This is a genomic window from Pseudomonas sp. SJZ074 (assembly GCF_007828215.1).
GTDB lineage: Bacteria > Pseudomonadota > Gammaproteobacteria > Pseudomonadales > Pseudomonadaceae > Aquipseudomonas.
In genome coordinates this window covers 48,166-68,661 of sequence record NZ_VIUE01000010.1, presented here as the reverse complement: position 1 = coordinate 68,661, position 20,496 = coordinate 48,166, and the positions used below count along the sequence as shown (strand labels likewise).

Here is a 20,496-nt window from a genome sequence, read left to right as displayed (position 1 = left end):
TGATTGAATTACAGGCAAAGTTTCAGACTGCAATCCCGGAATGTTCAGTCGTGGTACATGACCGAACGTCCACCATCAATGGTGATGCATGAAGCGTTGATGAAAGGTGCTTCATCACTGGCCAGGAACACGGCCGTCATTGCCACTTCGATCGGTTGCCCGATGCGCCGTGGCGGGTGCAGATCCAGCGCACGCTGGCGTTCGGCATGAGGATCGGCGAAGCCGTTCCAGTAGTCGACGTTCAGTTGGGTTTCGATATAGCCCGGTGCGATGGCGTTGACGCGTATGCCCTTGGGGGCGTATTCGATGCCCAGGGCACGAGTCAGGCCAAGCAAGCCATGCTTGGCCACCGGGTAAGGGAAACAGCCGGGAATGATGTGGGACGAATGGGTCGAAGCAATGTTGATGATGCTGCCCACGCCCTGCTCGATCATCTGCGGCAGCACAGCCTTGCAGCCGTACCAGGCACCGTCCAGATCAATGGCGAAGCAACGGCGCCAGTCTTCTTCGGTCATTTCCAAGGGATCGCGAAACACATTGACGCCGGCGCAGTTCACCAATACATCGATGCGGCCGTGCAATTCTACCGCACGGCGGGCCATGGCCTGCAGGTCCTGCGGGTTCGACACATCGGCTCGCAGCGCTTGCACGTCCACCCCGCGTTCACGCCAGGAAGCGGCAACCTGTTCGACCTTACTGGCCTGGATGTCGCTGATCACCAGTCGCGCCTGTTGTGCAGCGAACGCGGCGACGATGGCCTCGCCGATGCCTTGGGCGGCGCCAGTCAGCAGCACCACTTTGTTCTTCAGCCGCTCGCCCCTCGGTGGCTCGGGCACTGGCGGCAAGGAAAGCGCCTCAGCCATGGCTCAGGACTCCCCTGCCCAGAGCCACGACAAAAACCGGGCATCCAGGAATGACCGGCCGAAGGCACTGGGAGGACAGTGGGTCACGTACGTCGCCGGGGCGTACGGGAATGGATCGTTGCATCGCTTCACCTGTTTTGTTTTTTTAGTGTGAATGCATGTTGCTGATGGAGCCGACTATAAACCCGGCCCGCCAACAATCTCAATATATATATTTACATCCCATATTATGGGATTTAACCCGCAAACCGCGTACAGCTCACACCCGGCACATCGACCCGCATGGACAGCACCGCGCCATCCAGCGGATGCGCCAACGGACTGGCCGCGCTGGTGATGTACAGGGTCCTGAGATCCTCTCCCCCGAACACGCAACTGGTGGGGCGACTGACCGGCAACTCGATCACCCGGTCGACCTGGCCATCAGGACTGATTCGCAGCAGGCAACTGCCATCCCAACGGGCGTTCCAGACATAGCCGCGGGCGTCCATCGCCGATCCGTCCGGCCCGCCACGCGAATGAGGGCCGAACCAGACTTCGGCGGGCGCCAGGCTGCCGTCGGGATGAATGAAATGCCGGTACAACGTGCCATCGAGGCTTTCACCGAAATACACCGTGGTACCGTCAGGGCTCCACAACAACGTGTTGGGAATGCCCCGCCCGCGCAGCAACGGCATGACCCGGCCATCGGCGCCCACGCGAAACAGCCCCCCCGAGCGGTGTTCCAGGGGCAGGTCCTCACCGTTTTCACCGATGTTGTTCTGCATGGTCCCGAGCCAGAGCTGGCCCAGGCCATCGCAACGGGCTTCGTTGGCACGGTTGCCGGGTTGGGGATCGGCCATGCACAGCAGCGTCAGACGGGGCTCCAGGCCCGGCGAATCCAGATCCAGCCGGTAGACACCGCTGCTCAGTGTCACCAGCGCATCCCCCCTCTGCGTCGGGATGAAGGCGGACACATGCTCGGGCATCTGCCAGATCTGCACATTGGCACCGATCAACCGCAGGGCCTGTTTGCCGGCGATGTCGACCCAATACAGCGCTTGGGTCGGCGCGTCCCAGAAGGGCCCCTCACCCAGTTTCGCCCGGTGCTCCGTTACCGCCTTCCACATCATTGAAACCTCCCGTTTCCGGCTTGCCCGGCAGTGTCTGTACGACCGGCCATCATGTCAGGGTAGAAGCGCTTGATGGCCAGGTCAGCGTTGTCGATCAGGGTCATGCAGGCCCAGACGCCCCGTGTCGCGTCACGGGACGCGATGGCTTCAGCGATGTCCTTGTGGATGGGCAAGGTACGGCGCAGCTCATCCGGATCGGCGGCCGATACCTCGAACGACACCGCCAGCAACGCCCCCAGGGCCGGGACCATTTGTTCTATGAATTGATTGTGGCTGGCGGCGAGGATGCACTCGTGGAAAAACTGGTCAGCCCGGTTGTAGTCGGCGCCGCTGTCCACCGCCCGCTCCAGCGCATGGTAGGCCAGGCGGATCGCCTGTACCTGCTCGACCGTCGCCCGCTCGCAGGCCCAGCGCACCGCCATGGGCTCGATGGTACGACGCAGGTCCAACAGGTCATCGACAAAGTTCTCTGGCAAACCGCTGCGTGACAGCCAGCCGACCACTTGTGGGTCGAACAGATTCCAACGCCGTACCGGCAACACCCGCGTCCCCACCTTCGGTCCGACCTCAAGCATGCCTTTGGCCACCAGGGTCTTGATCGCCTCGCGAATCACCGTGCGACTGACCCCCAACTGCTCCCCCAGGTCTGCCTCGACCTTGATGGTCTGTCCAGGTTTGACCTGGCCGGCGGCGATCCAACCGCCGAGCCAATCGACGGTCGATGCGTGAAAACTGCTGGACATGAAAACCCCGCGGGCCACTCTTATTGGTGGCTCACGCTAATCATCATATGATTGGCTGTCAATTGGAATCTTGCACAAACAATGTGGGAGCGGGCTTGCTCGCGAAGACGGTGGGTCAGTCAAATCAATGTTTGCTGATCTACCGCCTTCGCGAGCAAGCCCTCTCCCACAGGATTTACGGTTCCAGGCCTATCGGAAAAAACTCGCCCCCACTCCACACCCCCAGCCACCGCTGCCCGTCAATCTCACGGCTCACCGCCAGCTCCACCAACTGGTAGAACACATTTCGGTGAATCAGGGCTTCGAGGTTGCTGCGCACATGCACGTAGGGCGCCGGCTCCTGGGTGTGGGGATCGATCACCACCCGTAGCGGATGGTCGGGGCCGGCCTCGGTGGTTTCATCGACGTGAGTGGTGAAGCGCAATAACTGCCCTTCGCCATGGCCCTCGACCTCCAGGGTCACGGCCACGAACGGCGCATCGTCGACCTGGATGCCGACTTTTTCCACGGGGGTAATCAGGAAATAATCATCGCCGTCGCGGCGGATGATGGTGGAGAACAGCTTGACCATCGGCTTGCGTCCGATGGGCGTGCCCAAGTAGTACCAGGTGCCATCGCGGGCGATGCGCATGTCGATGTTGCCGCAGAAGTCGGGGTTCCATAAGTGGACCGGCGGCAGGCCTTTGGTCTTGGGGATCTGCCCCAGCAGGTCATTGGCTTTTTGCGGTCCGCTCATGGTGACTCCTTGTATTTACTCGTCGCTCATCCCCAGCAGGCTGCGGGCATATTCACGCAACGGCGTGGCGATGAGGTCTTGTGGCTGCTTGTCGTGCAACGTCAGTAAACCGCCACGACTCTTGATACGTGCAGTATCAATCAAATACTGGGTGCTGGTCTCGATCAACATGATCTGGATGACGCTGGTATCGACCCCCAGGCGATCCACGGCTTCTTCGTCCAGCCATTCGTCAGAATTGCCGATGCGGTTGTCAGCCTTGGCGAACCGGGTGTACAGCAAGTAATGAGCCCCCGCGGCACGGGCTTCGCCCATGGCCTGGTCCAGCCCTTCGGGAACACGGGCACGACGGACCATCGGGAAATATTCGATGAATCCGTTGAAGGCTTCTTCGGCCACGACATTGGGACGCGGGTAGGCGCCGCCCGGCGGTGCGAACGCGCCCTGGGCAATGTAGATGAACGAATCGGGCTGAATACGCAGGTTGTTCACACGGCGACTGTCGCTGTGATCCAGCAGACCGGCGTCGCTCATGTGATAACGAACGCCTTCTCCCATGTCGCTGACATTCATACAACCAGCCAGCGCCAAAACGGCCAGCAGCAAAACCAGGCTACGCATCCTACCCTCCAGAAACCGGTGTCGGAAAACCGGCGAATGGCCGTTGAATGCAGCTTTTGCGCCAGCTCAATGAATGGGGGTTTATTAACAGCTGGTGGCGAGGGGATTTAACGAAACGTCGCACCGCCCCGTTGGGGTGCGAAGCAGCCCCTCGAAGATGGTGCAGGTATGACTATCTTGGGGCCGCTACGCGACCCAGCGGGGATAAATCCCCTCGCCACAGAGAGGATCAGCCGCCGATGATCTTCATGATGGTCGCGCCGCCGGAAAACGCTACCTCTTGCTTGTCCCCCAAGGCCTTGACCAACAACCGCTGAAGGGCCGGCAGCGCCTCGTGACGGGGCTTGTCCAGCAGGTCGCCGATGAAGTGACGGTTGCTCGAGGAAAGGCAACCATGCAACCAGCCTGTGGAAGACAACCGCAACCGCGAGCAAGTACGGCAGAAAGGCACGCTTTCGTTGGCGATCACACCGAAATAACCCATTCCAGGGATCTCATAGCGCACCGCCGTCGCATCCACCGGCGCGTCGGCTTGCAGGTATTCGTACTGGTCGCCGATCAGGCTCAACAGTTGTTGCAAACTGACAAACTGCTGCAAGAACGCATTGGAATCCCGGGCCAGGTGCCCCATGCGCATCAATTCGATGAAGCGCAACTCATAGCCACGTGCCAGGCAATATTCCAGCAATGGCATGACCTGATCCAGATTCTGTCCGCGCAACGGCACCATATTGACCTTGATCTTCATGCCCGCCGCGTGGGCCTGGTCCATACCGTCGAGCACGGTTGCCAGATCGCCGCCACGGGCGATGCTGCGAAACGCGGCAGGGTCCAGGGTGTCGAGGGAAACGTTGATGCGGCGGATGCCTGCGTCCACCAGCAAAGGCAGCTTCTTCGCCAGCAACTGGCCGTTGGTGGTCAGACTGATGTCCTCCAGGCCCATTTGCCCCACCGCCGCCATGAAGCGTTCGAGCTTGGGACTGACCAGCGGCTCACCGCCGGTGATGCGCAGTCGTTCGATGCCGGCCGCTTCGATCAGGTAGGCCACGCCTCGCGCCATCGCTTCGGCCGACAGCTCATCCTGCGCCGCCACCAGGCGCTTGCCGTCGGGCACGCAATAGGTGCAGGCGTAATTGCAGGCGGAAGTCAGGCTGATCCGCAGATTGCGGAAACGCCTGCCCTGACGGTCAACGATCATGGATGACTCCGGCGAAAGAAAAATCGGCCCACGAAACTTGACCTAGAATTCAGGTTTTCGCAAGACCCAAGCCTGAGTATATTACTGGGGCACTGCGCCATGTAAGCGGACATGGCGCAATCAGACAGGTGAATGTCAGTTGTTCGTAACGTCTGTATCACGCTTGCGCTTGTTGCCCATGCGCACACCGATGTCCATCAGGAACTGGAAGAAACCTTCCTGATCCTCCAGCACGTTGCTCCAGAACGGCGAGTGGTACAACGCCACCGCACCATGCACCAACGCCCAGGCAGCGCAATAGTGAAAGTAAGGCGGTACGTCTTCGAGCTTGCCTTCGCTGATCCGGCCCTTGATCAGCAACGTCAGGCGCTCGAAGTTCGAAGCGCGGATCTTGTGAAGCTCCTCGACCATCTCCGGTACCTGGTTGCCCTTGACCACCTTCTCTTCCAGGCGGTCGAACAAGCGGTAGCGCTGGGGATCGCGCATGCGGAATTCGAAGTAGGCCCGGGACAGCGCCTCCTTGTCCTTGTCCACATCCGCCGAATGCAGCAATTCGTTCAAATCGCGCTCGTAATCGAGCATCAGGCGCAGGTAGATCTCCGCCTTGGATTTGAAGTGCTTATAGATCGTGCCTTTGCCGATACCCACGGCATCCGCAATCATCTCGACGGTAACGCTGTCTTCGCCCTGGTCGAGGAACAACTTGAGAGCGGTGTCGAGAATTTCCTGCTCGCGGCGGCGAAACTCACGGACCTTACGAGGTTCTTTGTGCATAAGAAAAAGGTCTGAAGGTCAAAATTCGAAGCCGGGTATTATGCCTAACTTACGCAAAAATGCACGGATCATCCGTTCCCGGCGGTAGTTCTTCCCAAAATCGTACAACATTGGCTCACTGCGGCTTACGCCATCGCGTCGTCCCGGCAACCGGTGACGACAGTGAGAACCTATCCGAAGCGAGCGTATTCCAAATTTGTTTAAAAACCGCCCCGGGCAAACTGGACGCGCGGGTTTCCTGATCAATACTTGAACTGTCGGCGCGACATCTCCCCCAAGTGACGCGCCGATAAAGGTACCAAAGGACTGCGTGCCTTTGTTTTACTCCTAATGGTCTTAACCCGGATTCCCCCCCCAGAACCCGGGTTTTTTTTGTTCGGAATTCAAGCCTGTAGCGACCGGACATGAGCCAGGGGGAACAACCGCTTGAAGTTCTCGGTCGTCTGGTCAGCAAACCGCTCGTAGGATTCGCCCCGCAGCATAGCCAGGAACTCCGCCACTTCCCGTACATATTGCGGAAGATTCGGCTTGCCGCGATACGGGATCGGCGCCAGGTACGGCGAGTCGGTTTCCACCAGCAACCGGTCGGCCGGCACCCTGCTGGCAACGTCGCGCAGGGCATCGGCATTGCGGAACGTGACGATCCCGGACAGGGAAATGTAATAGCCCATGTCCAGCGCCGCCTTGGCCATGTCCCAGTCTTCGGTAAAACAGTGCAACACACCGGCCTGGGGCAGCGCGGCGTCGCGCAGCAAGGCCAGGGTGTCGGCTCGGGCGCCCCGGGTGTGGATGATCACCGGCTTGCCGGTCTGCTTCGCGGCTTCCATGTGCAGGCGGAATGAAGCCTGCTGCACCTCGGCGGCTTCCGGCTCGTAGTGATAATCCAGGCCGGTTTCACCGATGGCGACAACTCGCGGATGGTCGAGCTCGCGCAACAGCCAGTCCAGGGCCGGCGTGGCATCGGGTTGGACATCCAGTGGATGGACGCCGACCGAACAATCGACGTCTTCATAACGCTCGGCCAGGACCTTGACGTCGGCGGCGTTGTCGGCGCTGACACCGATGCACAGGAAGTGTCCGACGCCCCGCTGGCGGGCGGCATCCAGCGCTGCATCCAGGGAACCGCCATGGGCGGCCAGGTCGAGACGATCGAGGTGACAATGGGAATCTACAAGCATAAAGGCTCGGGCTACATCGTATGGGTGGGACGGTCGGACTTCAGGGTTCCGGCCAGGTGGGTTTCGATCTGATTGCGGGCCGAGCTGTCGCCGTCATTGAACTGCACGCCGACGCCAGCCGCGCGGTTGCCCTGAGCGCCTTTGGGGGTCATCCAGATCACCTTGCCGGCGACCGGGATCTTCTCCGGTTCCTCCATCAAGCTCAACAGCATGAACACCTCATCTCCCAGCCGATAATGTTTGTTGGTGGGGATGAACAGGCCGCCATTCTTGATAAAAGGCATATAGGCGGCATAAAGCACCGACTTGTCCTTGATGGCCAGGGACAGGATGCCGTTGCGCGGTCCGGGACTGACAGGTTCGTTCATGCTGATCTCCGCTGCGAATTGAACAGAGTCTAGGAGCCTTGGCGACGTCTGTCAGTTACGCCCGGGCAAGCTCGCCCACTGCACCAACAGCGCTTCGAGCAACAACACCCGGTTGAGGTTCGCCTTGCCCAGCACCTTCTGACGTTGGGCAAGCAACCAGTCCTGAATGTTCAAGATTTTGTCCTGGCTGCTTTTTTGCGCCAGGTACTGAATCACCTTGCGCATGTCCGCCAGCCCCAAGCCCGCCTCATCTTCGGTGAGCTGATAGCGCAGGATCAGGCTCGACCAGTCGCAGAACCAATCAAACAGCAACAGCAACGGGATGGCGTTCCAGCCCTCGGCCAATTGCGTGGGCGATTGCTGCTGCTTGAGCAGCTTCTTCACCCCGTCCACCACCAGCGCCCGCTGCTCGCGCACACCCTGGGCCTGAAGATTGACGGCCGCCAGGGGCGAACCGGCGGCGAGGGTCAGCAATTCGGCACGCTCGTCATCGGTGCTGTCGGGCAAGGCCTGGGCCAGCCATTGCAAACTCATCGCCTCGCTCGGCAACGGGCAGGCCTGTTGCACGCAACGGCTCTTGATGGTCGGCAGCAAGCGGCTCGGCTGATGACTGACCAGCAAGAGTACCGTATCGCCGGAAGGCTCCTCGAGGCTCTTGAGCAAGGCGTTGGCGGCATTGATGTTCATCGACTCGACCGGCTCGATCAGCACCACCTTGCGTCCGCCCAGTTGCGAGGTCTGGACGACGAAGCTGACCAGGTCACGGACCTGATCCACCTTGATCGCCTTGTCCGCCTCCTCCGGCTCCAGCACGTAATTATCCGGATGGCTGCCAGCCTTGAGCAGCAGGCAGGACTTGCACTCGCCACAGGCGTTCGAGGGCCCCGGACGCTGGCACAGCAAGCTGGCCATCAGGCGTTCGGCCAGCGCTCGCTTGCCGATCCCGACCGGGCCATGCAGCAGGTACGCGTGAGCATGCTGGGCACGGCCGGCCAGTTGTTGCCAGAGACCGTCCTGCCAGGGATAGGCTTCAGCCACGGACACGCTCCAGCAAACCTGGCAACAGGCCGTCCAGCGATTGCTGGACCTGCGTCAACGGCAGAGCAGCATCGATCAACAGGTAACGCGCCGGATCGGCCTTGGCACGGTTCAGGAAGGCGTTGCGCACCGCATTGAAGAATGTCTCGCCTTCAAGCTCAAAACGATCCAGCCGACCACGGGCGCTGGCACGGGCCAGACCGATTTCCACCGGCAGGTCGAACACCAGCGTCAGGTCCGGGCGCAGGTCACCCTGGACAAAGGTTTCCAGCGCCGCGATGCGTTCCAGGGACAAACCCCGGCCGCCGCCTTGATAGGCGTAGGTAGAATCGGTAAAGCGATCGCAAAGTACCACTGCGCCACGGGCCAAGGCCGGACGAATCACCTCCGCCAGGTGTTGTGCCCGGGCGGCGAACACCAGCAACAGTTCGGTGTCGGGGCTCATCACTTCTTCAGCCGGCGCCAGCAGCACCTCGCGGATCCGCTCCGCCAGCGGCGTACCGCCCGGCTCGCGAGTCAGCACCACTTCAATCCCCGATGCCCGAAGGCGTTCGGCCAGGAATTCGCGGTTGGTGCTCTTGCCGGCGCCCTCCGGGCCCTCCAGCGTTATAAACAAGCCAGTCACGGGCAGTCCTTAATCAGAGTCATTGCGGGCTCGGGAGCTCGTCAGCATTCGGTTCGGGAGCGGGCTTCTCGGGTTGCACCTGGGGCAGGGCTTCGGGAGCCGTATCGGGCGAGGCAGCGGGAATCGGCGCCGAGTCGTCCAGCGTAGCCGGAGCCGGGCTGGAGCGATAGTCGGCGCGACGCTTGAGCTGGTATTCGCGCACTGCGTTGTTGTGCTCATCCAGGTTGTCGGAAAACACGTGGCTGCCATCCCCGCGCGCAACAAAGTACAGGCTGTTGCCCGAAGCCGGGTTCAACGCGGCGTGAATCGCCTCGCGCCCCACCATCGCAATCGGCGTCGGCGGTAGCCCAGGGACCATGTAGGTGTTGTAGGGATTCTCTTCTTTCAAATGGGCGCGGGTGAGTTTGCCGGTGTAGCGTTCACCCAGGCCGTAGATCACCGTGGGGTCGGTCTGCAACAGCATGCCCATGCGCAGGCGACGCACGAACACACCGGCGATCTGACTGCGTTCCTGCGGTACACCGGTTTCCTTTTCCACCAGGGAGGCCATGATCAGCGCCTGGTAGGGCTGGGTGTAAGGCACATCGGCAGCACGCTCGGCCCATTCCTTGGCCAGCACGTCTTCAAGCCGACCATAGGCCTTGTTCAGCAGATCGACGTCAGACGTCCCGCGCACGAAGCGATAGGTATCCGGGAAAAACCGTCCTTCGGGGAATACACCGGAATGGCCCAGCCGATCCATCACCTCGCTGTCGCTGAGGCCAGTGAGGGTCTGCTGGAGTTTTTCATCCTTGGCCAGCGCCGCACGGACCTGGCGGAAATTCCAGCCTTCCACCAGCGTCACGCTGTACTGCACCACCTCGCCGCGTTTCCATACGCCGATCAGGTTTTCCATGGTCATGCCCGGCACCATCCGGTACTCACCGGAATGCAGGGGCTGGCCGGCGAGATTGAAGCGCCAATACACTCTCAGCCAGAACGCGTCCCTGATCAGGCCGTCGGCCTCGAGGCGATAGAGGGTCTTGGTCGGAGTGGTCCCGTTGGGAATCTCCAGCAGTTCTTCCTGGGTGATGTTCAACGGCTGTTGCAATGCCGAATGAATTTTCCAGGCCGAAGCGCCCCACAGCAGCCCTGCCAGAACCAGGCCGGTTTCCAGCAACAGCAAGAATTTACGTCTCACGAATCAAACATCCAATAACGCGCGGGCAAGGGTCTGCAGTTTACGGGTGAGCGGCCCGGCCGACCAGCGCATCGAACCGCATGCGCGTACCGGCCACACGCCATACACGCTGTTGCAGACAAAGACCTCATCGGCCTGCTGCAGCTGCTCGAGGCGGATATCGGTCACTTGCGTGGCGATGCCCTGTGACTCGGCCTGAAACAATAATTCGGCACGCATCACGCCAGCCACGCCGCACCGGCTCAGGTCAGCCGTTATCAACACGTCATCGCGCACGATAAACAGGTTGCTGAAGACCCCTTCGATCACCCGCCCGGACGTATCCAGCATCAGGCCTTCGGCGTGCTCCGAATCGCTCCACTCGGCGCGAGCCATGACCTGTTCAAGACGATTGAGGTGTTTGAGGCCCGCCAGCAACGGCTGCTCGGACAAGCGAGTGGCACAAGGAAACAGGGCAACGCCCTGCTCGGCATGGGCAGCAGGGTAGGCAGCCGGCGGATTCCCTTGCAGGATGCGCCGCACCCGAGCCGAGGGGGCGGCGGCGTAACCGCGCAAGCTGTCGCCACGGGTCACGATCAGCTTCAGCACGCCGTCACCCAGGCGTTGCGCGTAGGCGTTCAGTTCCGCGCGCAATGCGCCGTTGTCGAGATTGAGCGCCAACTGCTGGCAACCCAGCTCGAGCCGCCGCAGATGACGTTCCAGCAACACCGGTTCGCCATTGCGCACGGCGATGGTTTCGAACAACCCATCGCCATAGGCCAGGCCGCGATCCTTCAGTGACAGAACGTCAGCCGGCTGACCGTCGACCCAGCTTTCCATCAACCGGCAAACCGGCGGAACACCAGCGAGCCGTTGGTGCCGCCAAAGCCGAAGGAGTTGGACAGCACCACATCGATGTCCATGCCCCGGGCGGTGTGCGGAACGAAGTCCAGGTCGCAACCTTCGTCCGGCTCGTCGAGGTTGATGGTCGGCGGCGCAACCTGGCTGTTGATCGCCAGCACGCTGAAGATCGCTTCCACCGCGCCCGCGGCGCCCAGCAGGTGACCGGTCATCGACTTGGTCGAGCTGACAGCCAGTTTGTAGGCATGTTCGCCGAACACGGTCTTGATCGCCTGGGCTTCGGCGAGGTCGCCGGCCGGGGTCGAAGTGCCATGGGCGTTGATGTATTGCACTTGCTCGCTGTTGACCTTGGCGTCACGCAGGGCATTGGCGATGCAGCGGGCAGCACCGGCGCCATCGGCCGGCGGTGAAGTCATGTGATACGCATCACCGCTGGTACCAAAGCCAACCAGTTCGGCATAGATGGTCGCGCCACGTGCCTTGGCATGCTCCAGCTCCTCGAGTACCAGCGCACCGGCACCGTCGGACAGCACGAAGCCATCGCGCCCCTTGTCCCAAGGCCGGCTGGCACGGGTCGGCTCGTCGTTGCGGGTCGACAGGGCACGGGAAGCCCCAAAGCCGCCCATACCGAGGCCACACGCCGCCATCTCGGCGCCGCCGGCGATCATCACGTCGGCTTCGTCGTACATGATGTTGCGCGCCGCCATGCCGATGCAGTGGGTACCCGTGGTACATGCCGTGGCAATGGCGTAGTTGGGTCCCTGTGCCCCCAGGTGGATGGACAGGAAACCGGAAATCATATTGATGATCGAGCCCGGCACGAAGAATGGAGAAATCCGTCGCGGTCCCGAATCGTGCAGCGTGCGGCTGGTTTCTTCGATATTGGTCAAGCCGCCAATACCCGATCCCATGGCCACGCCGATGCGTTCACGGTTGGCATCGGTGACTTCCAGGCCGGCGTTACGCACCGCCTGAAAACCAGCAGCCAAGCCGTACTGGATGAACAGGTCGAGCTTGCGGGCTTCCTTGACCGACAGATATTCCTCGACATTGAAGCCCTTTACCGAGCCGCCAAAACGGGTGGAATAGGCAGAAAGGTCGGTGTGTTCGATCAGACCAATGCCACTACGGCCAGCCAGAATGCCCTGCCAACTGCTCGGCACATCCGTGCCCAGTGGCGACAACATACCCATACCGGTGACTACGACGCGTCTACGCGACACAGCACTCTCCTTTTTCTAATGACGACTTTTCATCAGACCTAAAGAAAAAACCGCACGCCGTGACGGCAGTGCGGTTTTTCCATGACAGCAAGCAACGACTGGAAACAATCAGCCTTGGTGCTTGTTTACGTAGTCGATAGCCAGCTGAACAGTAGTGATTTTTTCAGCTTCTTCGTCAGGGATTTCGGTCTCGAATTCCTCTTCCAGAGCCATCACCAGCTCAACGGTGTCAAGGGAGTCGGCACCCAGGTCTTCAACGAAAGATGCTTCATTCTTGACTTCATCTTCCTTAACGCCCAGTTGCTCGGCAACGATTTTCTTGACGCGCTCTTCGATGGTGCTCATACCTTGTTTTCACTCCTAATGGACAATTCAGGCAACTGGCCGGTGGGTAAGTGTATAGAAAGGCTTTTCGATTTTTCAACCGAAAGCTTTCCCTTCGAACCCTGACGGCCCGCTGTCTATAAATAAGTTGCAGCTTTATAACGGATTTTAGACAGCTCGTATGACATTTTTTTGAAGCAATCCGTCACATTTAACTCATGTACATCCCGCCGTTCACCGGGATTGTAGCCCCAGTCACGTATGCCGCAGCGTCGGATGCAAGAAAAGCGACCACGGACGCGATCTCTTCAGCCTGCCCCAGGCGCCCCAGCGGAATTTGTGTCAACAAGGCCTCACGCTGTGCTTCCGGCAATTCGCGGGTCATGTCGGTGTCGATGAAACCCGGTGCGACCGAGTTTACCGTAATCGAGCGCGAACCCACTTCACGCGCCAGTGCACGGCTGAAACCTTCCAGACCGGCCTTGGCCGCAGCATAGTTTACTTGGCCGGCGTTGCCCATGGCACCCACAACCGAACCGATGCTGATGATCCGGCCCCAACGGGCCTTGGTCATGCCGCGCAGGACGCCCTTGGACAGCCGGTACAGACTGTTCAGGTTGGTGTCGACCACGTCGAACCATTCATCATCTTTCATGCGCATCATGAGGTTATCACGAGTGATACCGGCATTATTGACCAGGATAGCCGGGACACCGAACTGCTCCTGGATGCTGGCCAATACCGCCGCAACGGACTCGTCGCTGGTGACGTTCAGCTCAAGACCCGTGCCTTGAATACCGTTTTCCTTCAGGGTCGCGGCGATACGCTCGGCGCCCGAAGCGGAAGTCGCGGTGCCGACAACGATGGCGCCTTGACGGCCCAGTTCCAGGGCAATGGCCTGGCCGATGCCGCGGCTTGCACCGGTCACCAGTGCAACTTTACCTTGCAGACTCATGCAAGCTTCTCCTGTTCAGGCCTGCGCTGCACGGGCGGCAGCGAAAGCGTCTGGGGTGTTGAGGTTGGAAGTCGACACGCCTTCGGCGCAGCGTTTGTTCAGACCGGCCAGCACCTTGCCAGGGCCACACTCGACCAGCTCGGTCGCGCCCTTGGCCGCCAGGGTCTGCACTGATTCGACCCAGCGAACCGGCTTGTAGAGCTGTTCCAGCAGGTCGCGCTTGAGGGTCCCGAGGTCCGGCGCCACATCGGCGCTGACGTTCTGCACTACGGGAATCTGCGGTGCCTGCCAGTCAATGGCGGCAATGGACTCGGCGAAGCGCTCGGCGGCAGGACGCATCAACTCACAGTGCGACGGTACGCTGACCGGCAACGGCATGGCGCGCTTGGCACCACGGGCCTTGCAGCCTTCGATGGCACGCTCGACTGCCGCCTTGGCGCCGGCGATCACGACCTGGCCCGGGGAGTTGAAGTTCACTGCACTGACCACTTCACCCTGGGCCGCCTCGGCACAGGCTGCCAGCACGTCGGCATCGTCCAGGCCAAGGATCGCGGCCATGCCGCCCTGCCCGGCCGGAACAGCCTCCTGCATTAACTGGCCACGACGCTCCACCAGTTTCACCGCGTCGCCCAGGCTCAGGCTGCCCGCAGCCACGAGGGCACTGTATTCCCCCAGGCTATGACCGGCAACGAAGGCCGGGCGCGCGCCACCTTCTGCCAGCCACAGGCGCCAGAGGGCGACCGAGGCGGTCAGGATGGCCGGTTGGGTTTTATCGGTTTGATTGAGCTGCTCTTCGGGCCCTTGCTGGGTCAATGCCCACAAGTCATAGCCGAGTGCATCGGACGCTTCTTTGAATGTTTCGAGGATCAGCGGGTATTGCGCGCCCAGTTCGGCCAGCATGCCGAGGGACTGCGAGCCCTGTCCTGGAAAGACGAATGCGAGGGAAGCAGACATGAAAACAAAGCCCCTAATGATCTTGTTGTCAAAAATTGACGCCCCTTGGGGACGCTAGGCTTTGTACGAAAAGTGCCTGCGCGACTTTTCGTACCAACCCTAGGAAACTGACAGTTGGATGGCGGGTTGAACCGACCGGTCACATTTAAGCATTGTCGGACGAAAACGCCTAAGTTAACAAATCTTCGAGGCGACCATGGAGGCGCTCGGGCAGGTTTTCCTGGATTTCGATCACGGCCCGGTTGATAGCGCTTTGAAAGCCCTGCACACCGGCCGAACCATGACTCTTGATCACAATACCCTGCAGCCCGAGAAAACTGGCCCCGTTATGCCGTGCCGGCGCCAGGTCCGCCTGCAGGCGACGCATCAAGGGTAACGCCAGGGCCCCCACCATCCTCGAAGCCAGGCTCTGCCGGAACAGGCGCTCGATCCGCTCGCCGATCATGGTTGCCAGGCCTTCGCTGGACTTGAGCAGGATGTTGCCGACGAAGCCGTCACACACCACCACGTCCGCCTCGCCCCGGTACACACCGTCGCCCTCGACAAAACCGATGTAGTTGATTCCCCTGGCGCCCTGCAACAACGTGGCAGCCAGCTTGACCTGCTGATTACCCTTGATATCTTCGGTTCCGATGTTCAGCAGCGCCACGCGAGGGCGCGCGATACCGAGGGTTTCAGCCGCCACCGAGCCCATCACCGCAAATTGCAGCAGGTGCTCGGCGCTGCAATCGACATTGGCCCCCAGGTCCAGCAACTGGCAAAAACCCGTTCGGGTCGGGATTGCCGCGACCATCGCAGGCCGGTCGATGCCCGGCAGGGTCTTGAGCACGTAGCGCGACAGCGCCATCAGCGCCCCGGTATTCCCGGCACTGACGCAGGCCTGGACCTTGTCGTCGCGCAGCAGCTCAAGGGCCACCCGCATCGACGCATCAGGCTTGCTGCGCAAGGCCTGGGCCGGCTTTTCATCCATGGTGATGACTTCGGACGCCGGGGTAATCGTCAGGCGCGCGCGATCCGCAGCCGTCTGGCCGCTGAGCATTTCTTCAAGAAGAGAGGGTTGACCGACGAGGGTCAGGTGCAGCGAGGGTGTTGCATTCAGGCAAGCAAGGCTGGCCTGAACAATGCTGCGGGGACCGAAGTCCCCGCCCATTGCGTCAATTGCAATGACTTGAGCGGACAAGGATTACTCGTCAGCGCCCTTGTCGATCACTTTACGACCACGGTATACGCCTTCTGGCGATACGTGGTGACGCAGGTGAACTTCACCGGTGGTTTTTTCTACAGACAGGGTGCTAGCCTCGAGAGCGTCGTGCGAACGGCGCATGTCACGGGCAGAGCGGGATTTTTTGTTCTGCTGAACAGCCATAATTGATTAACTCCTAAACGTTTGGGTCACGCTTTAACTGCGCCAATACACTGAACGGGTTGGACCGCGTTACCTCGTCCTCGCTCGGTTCGGGCTCATCTGCTCCCGCCGGCTGCTGGCATTCTTCCGGATGATGAGCAGGCACAATGGGCAAGGCGAGCAGAAGCTCCTCCTCGATCAGTGACTGCAGATCCAATGGATCTTCGCCCAGTTCCAGCACGTCATAACCTTTCGGCAACGACTGGGTATTCGCACCCTCCTTCACCACGGCGTAACTGCATTCGCTGTGGATCGGCAGGGTGACCAGCTCAAGACAACGCTGGCAAACCATTTTGACTTCAGTGTCGATAAAGCTGTGGATCACCACAGATTTACGTTCATCTCGTTCAAAAACGAATTTGGCCTGGACCGTACCGACATCATCGGAAAGCGGGTCGCAGAGTCTCTTCAAATCGGCCAGCAGCAGCTCACCTTGAAGGGTGGTGCCGCGATCAGCCAATTTGCGCGGGTCAACGTGAGGTGGAATCGGGTCATTCAACATAGGCGCAGCATTATAGGGATGCACCCGCCCATGTCAAAGGAAATTCAGCCCTGCCCGTCACTTGCACGCCTCGCTAGCGTCCTGTCTCGGAAATACGTTCTCTTTTGGCGAGTGGCTTGGGTGTTCGGCCAAGGCGCCGCGACGAGTCATGGCAGGGCTCTGGCGAGCAGTGGCAACGCCGCCGGGCACCCAAGACGCCGCCAAAAATGAACAGCTTATTTCCGAGACAGGACGCTAGAATTCGCCCCTGACTTTTGGAGATGCCCATGCTGCCTTTATTACTTGCCTCCAGCTCGGTCTACCGGCGGGAATTGCTCGCCCGCCTGGGGCTACCATTCGTCTGCCGCTCGCCGGCTATCGACGAAAGCCATCGACCCGGCGAGCCTGCCCGGACCCTGGTAGAACGCCTGGCCCGGGAAAAAGCCCTGGCCCTGGCCGACAGCCATCCGGCCCACCTGATCATCGGCTCGGACCAGGTGGCCGTGCTCGGCCAGCGCATCCTGGGCAAACCTCATACATTCGAAAATGCCCGGGAACAACTGCTGGCCGCCAGCGGAGCCCAGATCACGTTCCTGACCGGCCTGGCGCTGCTCAACAGCCAGACCGGCGCCTGCCAGGTCGATTGCGTACCTTTTACCGTCAACATGCGCACGCTCGACCCGGAACGGGTCGAGCGCTACCTGCGGATCGAACAGCCTTATGACTGCGCTGGCAGCTTCAAGGCCGAAGGCCTGGGGGTGAGCCTGTTCCAGAGCACCGAAGGCCCCGACGCCACCAGCCTGATCGGCCTGCCCTTGATCCGCCTCGTGGATATGTTGCTGGCGGAGGGCGTGCAAATACCCTGAGCGGGTTAGCGCAATGCCGGGCCCTGGAACCCCATCCACATCGCCAGGCGCTCAGCGATGCTCGCCCCCAGCTTCTTCGAGAACCGGTCGAGCGGCGACTCTTCGACGGTGAAGTCCACCAACTCCTTCTCGCCGATCACATCCCGCGCCACCGAACTGGCACTGCCCAAGCCATCGATCAAGCCCAGGGACAAGGCCTGCTCTCCGGACCAGACCAGACCGGAGAACAGTTCCGGATGGTCCTTGTCCTTGAGCCGGTCACCCCGGCCCTTCTTGACGCTGGCGATGAACTGCTTGTGGGTCGTATCGAGCACACCCTGCCAGAAAGCGATTTCTTCCGGCTTCTGCGGCTGGAAAGGATCGAGGAACGACTTATGCTCACCGGCGGTGTAGACCCGACGCTCGATACCGAGCTTGTCCAAGGTCTCGACGAAGCCATAACCGGCCGCGGTCACGCCAATGGACCCTACCAGGCTGGCCTTGTCGGCATAAATCTGATCCGCCGCGCTGGCAATATAATAGGCACCGGAGGCACCAAGGTCGGCAATCACCGCATAGACCTTGATATCCGGATGCGCCGCGCGCAGGCGAACGATCTCGTCATAGACGTAGCCCGCCTGCACCGGGCTGCCGCCCGGACTGTTGATGCGCAGCACCACCCCTTTGACTTTCGAATCCTCGAACGCGGCCCGCAGGCTACCGATAATATTGTCTGCGCTCGCCGCCTCCTTGTCCGCGATCATGCCCTCGATATCGATCACCGCCGTGTAGGCCGAACCGGTACCGGGATTCTTCTTCATATCAATCGCCTGGATGATGACCCCCAGCCCGACGAAAAGATAAATAAAGACCAGGCACTTGAAGAAGATTCCCCAGCGACGCGCACGACGCTGCTCCTCCACTCCGGCCATCAAGGTCTTTTCCAGCAACTTCCAGCTCTTGTCGTCACCGTTGTCAGCGCTTGCCTTGGCCGGTGCCTTCCATTCATCGGTCATACTTGCATCCTTCAACAAAATTAATCGGTGTGCCGGCTCAGCCAAGCGTGCAATTCAGGAAAATGGTCGATCGCCAGTCGCGGCTCGAATGCCTTCAGGGCCTCGATTGTCTGCGCGCCGTAGCTGACAGCTACCGAGCCCATGCCGGCATTACGGGCCATTTGCAGATCGAACGACGAGTCCCCCACCATCAGTGCCTGCTCCGGGCGCACCTCGCAATGCGCCAGGATCTGCTCGAGCATCAGCGGGTGCGGCTTGCTGGCGGTCTCATCGGCGGCGCGGGTGATATCGAAATAATCATCCCAACCATGAGCCTTCAGCACCCGATCCAGTCCGCGACGGGCCTTCCCGGTAGCAACAGCCAGGTGATAGCCCTCCGCCCGCAACGTCCCGAGCGTATCGGCCACGCCCTCGAACAACGGCGACGGCTCAGCCTCCAGCGCAATGTAGTGGTCGGCGTAATGCTGGCGAAAAACCACCAGCGCCTCGTCATCGATCTCTGGATACAGGCTGCGAATCGCCTCCGGCAATCCGAGACCGATGATGCCTTTTACCGCGAAGTCATCGCGCCTGGCAAAACCCGTACGATCGGACGCGACATGCATCGACTCCACGATCCGACCAATTGAATCGGCCAGGGTGCCGTCCCAATCGAAGATCAGGAGCTTATAGTCAGGGTGCACTCAATCGCTCCACAGTCTTGGCCCACATGGCGTCCACGGGTGCCTGCAACTTCAGTTCACCTCCATCGGGCAGCGGAACCGTGAGCATATAGGCATGCAGAAACAGGCGTTTTCCGCCCAGATCCCGGATCTCCCGAGTGAAATCGTCGTCCCCGTATTTGGGGTCACCGGCGATGCAATGGCCGGCATGCAAGGTATGGACACGAATCTGGTGGGTACGACCGGTCACCGGCTTGGCCTCGACCATGGTGGCGAAGTCGCCGAAGCGGCGCAGCACCTTGAACACGGTGAGCGCATCCTTGCCTTCGTCGTTGACTTCGACCATGCGCTCGCCGGAACGCAGGTTGCTCTTGAGCAACGGCGCGCGGACCTGCTTGATGGACGTTGCCCAATGCCCCCGCACCAGCGCCATATAGCGCTTGTCGACGCCATCACCGCGCAATTGCTCGTGCAGATGGCGCAACATGCTGCGCTTCTTGGCGATCATCAGCAGGCCGGAGGTGTCACGGTCCAGGCGGTGGACCAGTTCCAGCTCCTTGGCATCCGGACGCAACTGACGAAAGGCTTCGATCACGCCGAAATCCAGGCCGCTGCCGCCATGAACCGCAATGCCTGCGGGCTTGTTGATCACAATCAGCGCTTTGTCTTCGTAGATGATCGACTCTTCCAGGCGCTGCAGCAGCCCCTGGGCAACCGGCACCGGCTCATCGCGCTCGGGCACGCGAACCGGCGGCACACGCACGATATCGCCCGCCTGGAGCTTGTACTCCGGCTTGATCCGGCCTTTGTTCACCCGCACCTCGCCCTTGCGCAAAATGCGATAAATCAAGGTCTTGGGCACGCCCTTGAGCCGGGCGAGAAGGAAGTTATCGATTCGTTGGCCGGCATATTCCGGCGAGACCTCGAGCAGTTGAACGCTCGGGGTCGAAGGGGCAGTAGTCGTCATGGCGGCGATGATAACAATTTTTTATGGAATTGAAGCACTTAATCATTGCTGCTATAGTCGCGAACGCCGCCAAAAGTGGCTGGACAGCGGACCAGCGGTCAAAAACCGGCCCTGACCAACGCAATTCACGAGGACGAGAGGCCGTCCTACGGGGCTTTTGCCACGATTCGGTGAGTTAGCAGGTGTAACGAGCGCAGGTGACATGAGGCCTGAAATACGCCGCAAAGCAGAGTTTTCACTCGCCCTTGCGTGCCACATTCACGGCCAGTTCACAAAGTGCAGTCAGTTGCGAACGACCCCGGGCGAGAGCTTCGGAAACAACGCCTAATTTAGCCATGATGCGTGACCTCCCCTTTCCGGAGCTCACGGTAAATGCCAACCCGCTGCG

Annotated in this window: 24 protein-coding genes; 1 reads left to right on the top strand and 23 read right to left on the bottom strand. The window is 60.6% G+C overall.

All coding sequences use genetic code 11. The features are described 5' to 3' along the window. Positions 1-44: 44 nt before the first annotated feature. The 20 genes from FBX99_RS13300 to FBX99_RS13205 all read right to left on the bottom strand — a co-directional run bounded on the left by FBX99_RS13300 (position 45) and on the right by FBX99_RS13205 (position 16,639). Positions 45-863, bottom strand: a complete 819-nt coding sequence (locus tag FBX99_RS13300; protein WP_144929509.1) for an SDR family oxidoreductase — start codon at positions 861-863, stop codon at positions 45-47. 236 nt (positions 864-1,099) lie between these two features. Further along, a complete protein-coding gene (locus FBX99_RS13295) occupies positions 1,100-1,975 on the bottom strand; it encodes an SMP-30/gluconolactonase/LRE family protein (RefSeq protein ID WP_145131772.1) in 876 nt (291 codons plus the stop codon). Beyond that, positions 1,972-2,718 (bottom strand): FadR/GntR family transcriptional regulator, encoded by a 747-nt coding sequence (locus FBX99_RS13290; protein ID WP_144929511.1) that lies wholly within the window; start codon positions 2,716-2,718, stop codon positions 1,972-1,974. Before FBX99_RS13290 ends, FBX99_RS13295 begins: the two co-directional genes overlap by 4 nt. Positions 2,719-2,893: 175 nt before the next feature. Continuing rightward, the gene (locus FBX99_RS13285; RefSeq protein ID WP_144929512.1) at positions 2,894-3,454 is read right to left on the bottom strand and encodes a DUF1285 domain-containing protein; all 561 of its coding nucleotides are present in this window, start codon (positions 3,452-3,454) and stop codon (positions 2,894-2,896) included. Between the two features lie 15 nt (positions 3,455-3,469). Then, positions 3,470-4,075, bottom strand: coding sequence for a DUF4823 domain-containing protein (locus FBX99_RS13280; RefSeq protein WP_041020461.1), 606 nt, complete (start codon positions 4,073-4,075; stop codon positions 3,470-3,472). Positions 4,076-4,304: 229 nt separating this feature from the next. After that, complete coding sequence (locus FBX99_RS13275) at positions 4,305-5,273, bottom strand: GTP 3',8-cyclase MoaA (protein ID WP_144929513.1); 969 nt, start codon at positions 5,271-5,273, stop codon at positions 4,305-4,307. A 135-nt stretch (positions 5,274-5,408) separates the two neighbouring features. After that, positions 5,409-6,047 (bottom strand): TetR/AcrR family transcriptional regulator, encoded by a 639-nt coding sequence (locus tag FBX99_RS13270; RefSeq protein WP_144929514.1) that lies wholly within the window; start codon positions 6,045-6,047, stop codon positions 5,409-5,411. A 383-nt stretch (positions 6,048-6,430) separates the two neighbouring features. Then, positions 6,431-7,225, bottom strand: a complete 795-nt coding sequence (locus FBX99_RS13265) for a TatD family hydrolase (RefSeq protein WP_145131770.1) — start codon at positions 7,223-7,225, stop codon at positions 6,431-6,433. Between the two features lie 11 nt (positions 7,226-7,236). Then, positions 7,237-7,593: a PilZ domain-containing protein gene (locus FBX99_RS13260; protein WP_144929516.1), complete on the bottom strand. Its 357-nt coding sequence runs from the start codon at positions 7,591-7,593 to the stop codon at positions 7,237-7,239. A gap of 51 nt (positions 7,594-7,644) precedes the next feature. Continuing rightward, positions 7,645-8,631, bottom strand: a complete 987-nt coding sequence (locus FBX99_RS13255; protein ID WP_144929517.1) for a DNA polymerase III subunit delta' — start codon at positions 8,629-8,631, stop codon at positions 7,645-7,647. Next, positions 8,624-9,256, bottom strand: coding sequence for a dTMP kinase (tmk, locus tag FBX99_RS13250; protein WP_144929518.1), 633 nt, complete (start codon positions 9,254-9,256; stop codon positions 8,624-8,626). Before tmk ends, FBX99_RS13255 begins: the two co-directional genes overlap by 8 nt. A 19-nt stretch (positions 9,257-9,275) precedes the next feature. Continuing rightward, the gene (mltG, locus tag FBX99_RS13245) at positions 9,276-10,436 is read right to left on the bottom strand and encodes an endolytic transglycosylase MltG (protein WP_144929519.1); all 1,161 of its coding nucleotides are present in this window, start codon (positions 10,434-10,436) and stop codon (positions 9,276-9,278) included. Positions 10,437-10,439: 3 nt separating this feature from the next. Next, on the bottom strand, positions 10,440-11,255 hold the full coding sequence (gene pabC / locus FBX99_RS13240; RefSeq protein ID WP_145131768.1) for an aminodeoxychorismate lyase: 816 nt from the start codon (positions 11,253-11,255) through the stop codon (positions 10,440-10,442). Further along, positions 11,255-12,499: a beta-ketoacyl-ACP synthase II gene (fabF, locus tag FBX99_RS13235; RefSeq protein WP_047699099.1), complete on the bottom strand. Its 1,245-nt coding sequence runs from the start codon at positions 12,497-12,499 to the stop codon at positions 11,255-11,257. Before fabF ends, pabC begins: the two co-directional genes overlap by 1 nt. A 108-nt stretch (positions 12,500-12,607) precedes the next feature. Further along, on the bottom strand, positions 12,608-12,844 hold the full coding sequence (acpP, locus tag FBX99_RS13230) for an acyl carrier protein (protein WP_047699097.1): 237 nt from the start codon (positions 12,842-12,844) through the stop codon (positions 12,608-12,610). 190 nt (positions 12,845-13,034) lie between these two features. Continuing rightward, the gene (gene fabG, locus FBX99_RS13225) at positions 13,035-13,778 is read right to left on the bottom strand and encodes a 3-oxoacyl-ACP reductase FabG (protein WP_047699095.1); all 744 of its coding nucleotides are present in this window, start codon (positions 13,776-13,778) and stop codon (positions 13,035-13,037) included. Between the two features lie 15 nt (positions 13,779-13,793). Then, on the bottom strand, positions 13,794-14,732 hold the full coding sequence (gene fabD / locus FBX99_RS13220; protein WP_144929521.1) for an ACP S-malonyltransferase: 939 nt from the start codon (positions 14,730-14,732) through the stop codon (positions 13,794-13,796). A gap of 169 nt (positions 14,733-14,901) precedes the next feature. Then, the gene (plsX, locus tag FBX99_RS13215; protein ID WP_144929522.1) at positions 14,902-15,912 is read right to left on the bottom strand and encodes a phosphate acyltransferase PlsX; all 1,011 of its coding nucleotides are present in this window, start codon (positions 15,910-15,912) and stop codon (positions 14,902-14,904) included. 3 nt (positions 15,913-15,915) lie between these two features. Next, the gene (rpmF, locus tag FBX99_RS13210) at positions 15,916-16,098 is read right to left on the bottom strand and encodes a 50S ribosomal protein L32 (RefSeq protein ID WP_003179396.1); all 183 of its coding nucleotides are present in this window, start codon (positions 16,096-16,098) and stop codon (positions 15,916-15,918) included. A 13-nt stretch (positions 16,099-16,111) separates the two neighbouring features. Beyond that, positions 16,112-16,639, bottom strand: a complete 528-nt coding sequence (locus tag FBX99_RS13205; protein WP_003204262.1) for a YceD family protein — start codon at positions 16,637-16,639, stop codon at positions 16,112-16,114. A 266-nt stretch (positions 16,640-16,905) separates the two neighbouring features. Here FBX99_RS13205 and FBX99_RS13200 point away from each other — a divergent pair, with 266 nt between their 5' ends. After that, complete coding sequence (locus FBX99_RS13200) at positions 16,906-17,484, top strand: nucleoside triphosphate pyrophosphatase (RefSeq protein WP_144929523.1); 579 nt, start codon at positions 16,906-16,908, stop codon at positions 17,482-17,484. 5 nt (positions 17,485-17,489) lie between these two features. Here the strand turns inward: FBX99_RS13200 and FBX99_RS13195 are convergent, their stop codons facing one another. Genes FBX99_RS13195 through rluC form a run of 3 tightly spaced genes read right to left on the bottom strand, consistent with a single transcriptional unit; the run spans position 17,490 to position 20,108 of the window. Further along, positions 17,490-18,479 (bottom strand): S49 family peptidase, encoded by a 990-nt coding sequence (locus tag FBX99_RS13195; RefSeq protein ID WP_145131767.1) that lies wholly within the window; start codon positions 18,477-18,479, stop codon positions 17,490-17,492. Positions 18,480-18,499: 20 nt separating this feature from the next. Further along, positions 18,500-19,162 carry an HAD-IA family hydrolase gene (locus tag FBX99_RS13190; protein WP_144929525.1) on the bottom strand — a complete coding sequence of 221 codons (663 nt, stop codon included), beginning with the start codon at positions 19,160-19,162 and terminating at the stop codon, positions 18,500-18,502. Beyond that, complete coding sequence (rluC, locus tag FBX99_RS13185) at positions 19,152-20,108, bottom strand: 23S rRNA pseudouridine(955/2504/2580) synthase RluC (protein WP_144929526.1); 957 nt, start codon at positions 20,106-20,108, stop codon at positions 19,152-19,154. The genes FBX99_RS13190 and rluC overlap by 11 nt, the downstream gene beginning before the upstream one ends. Positions 20,109-20,496 lie beyond the last annotated feature (388 nt).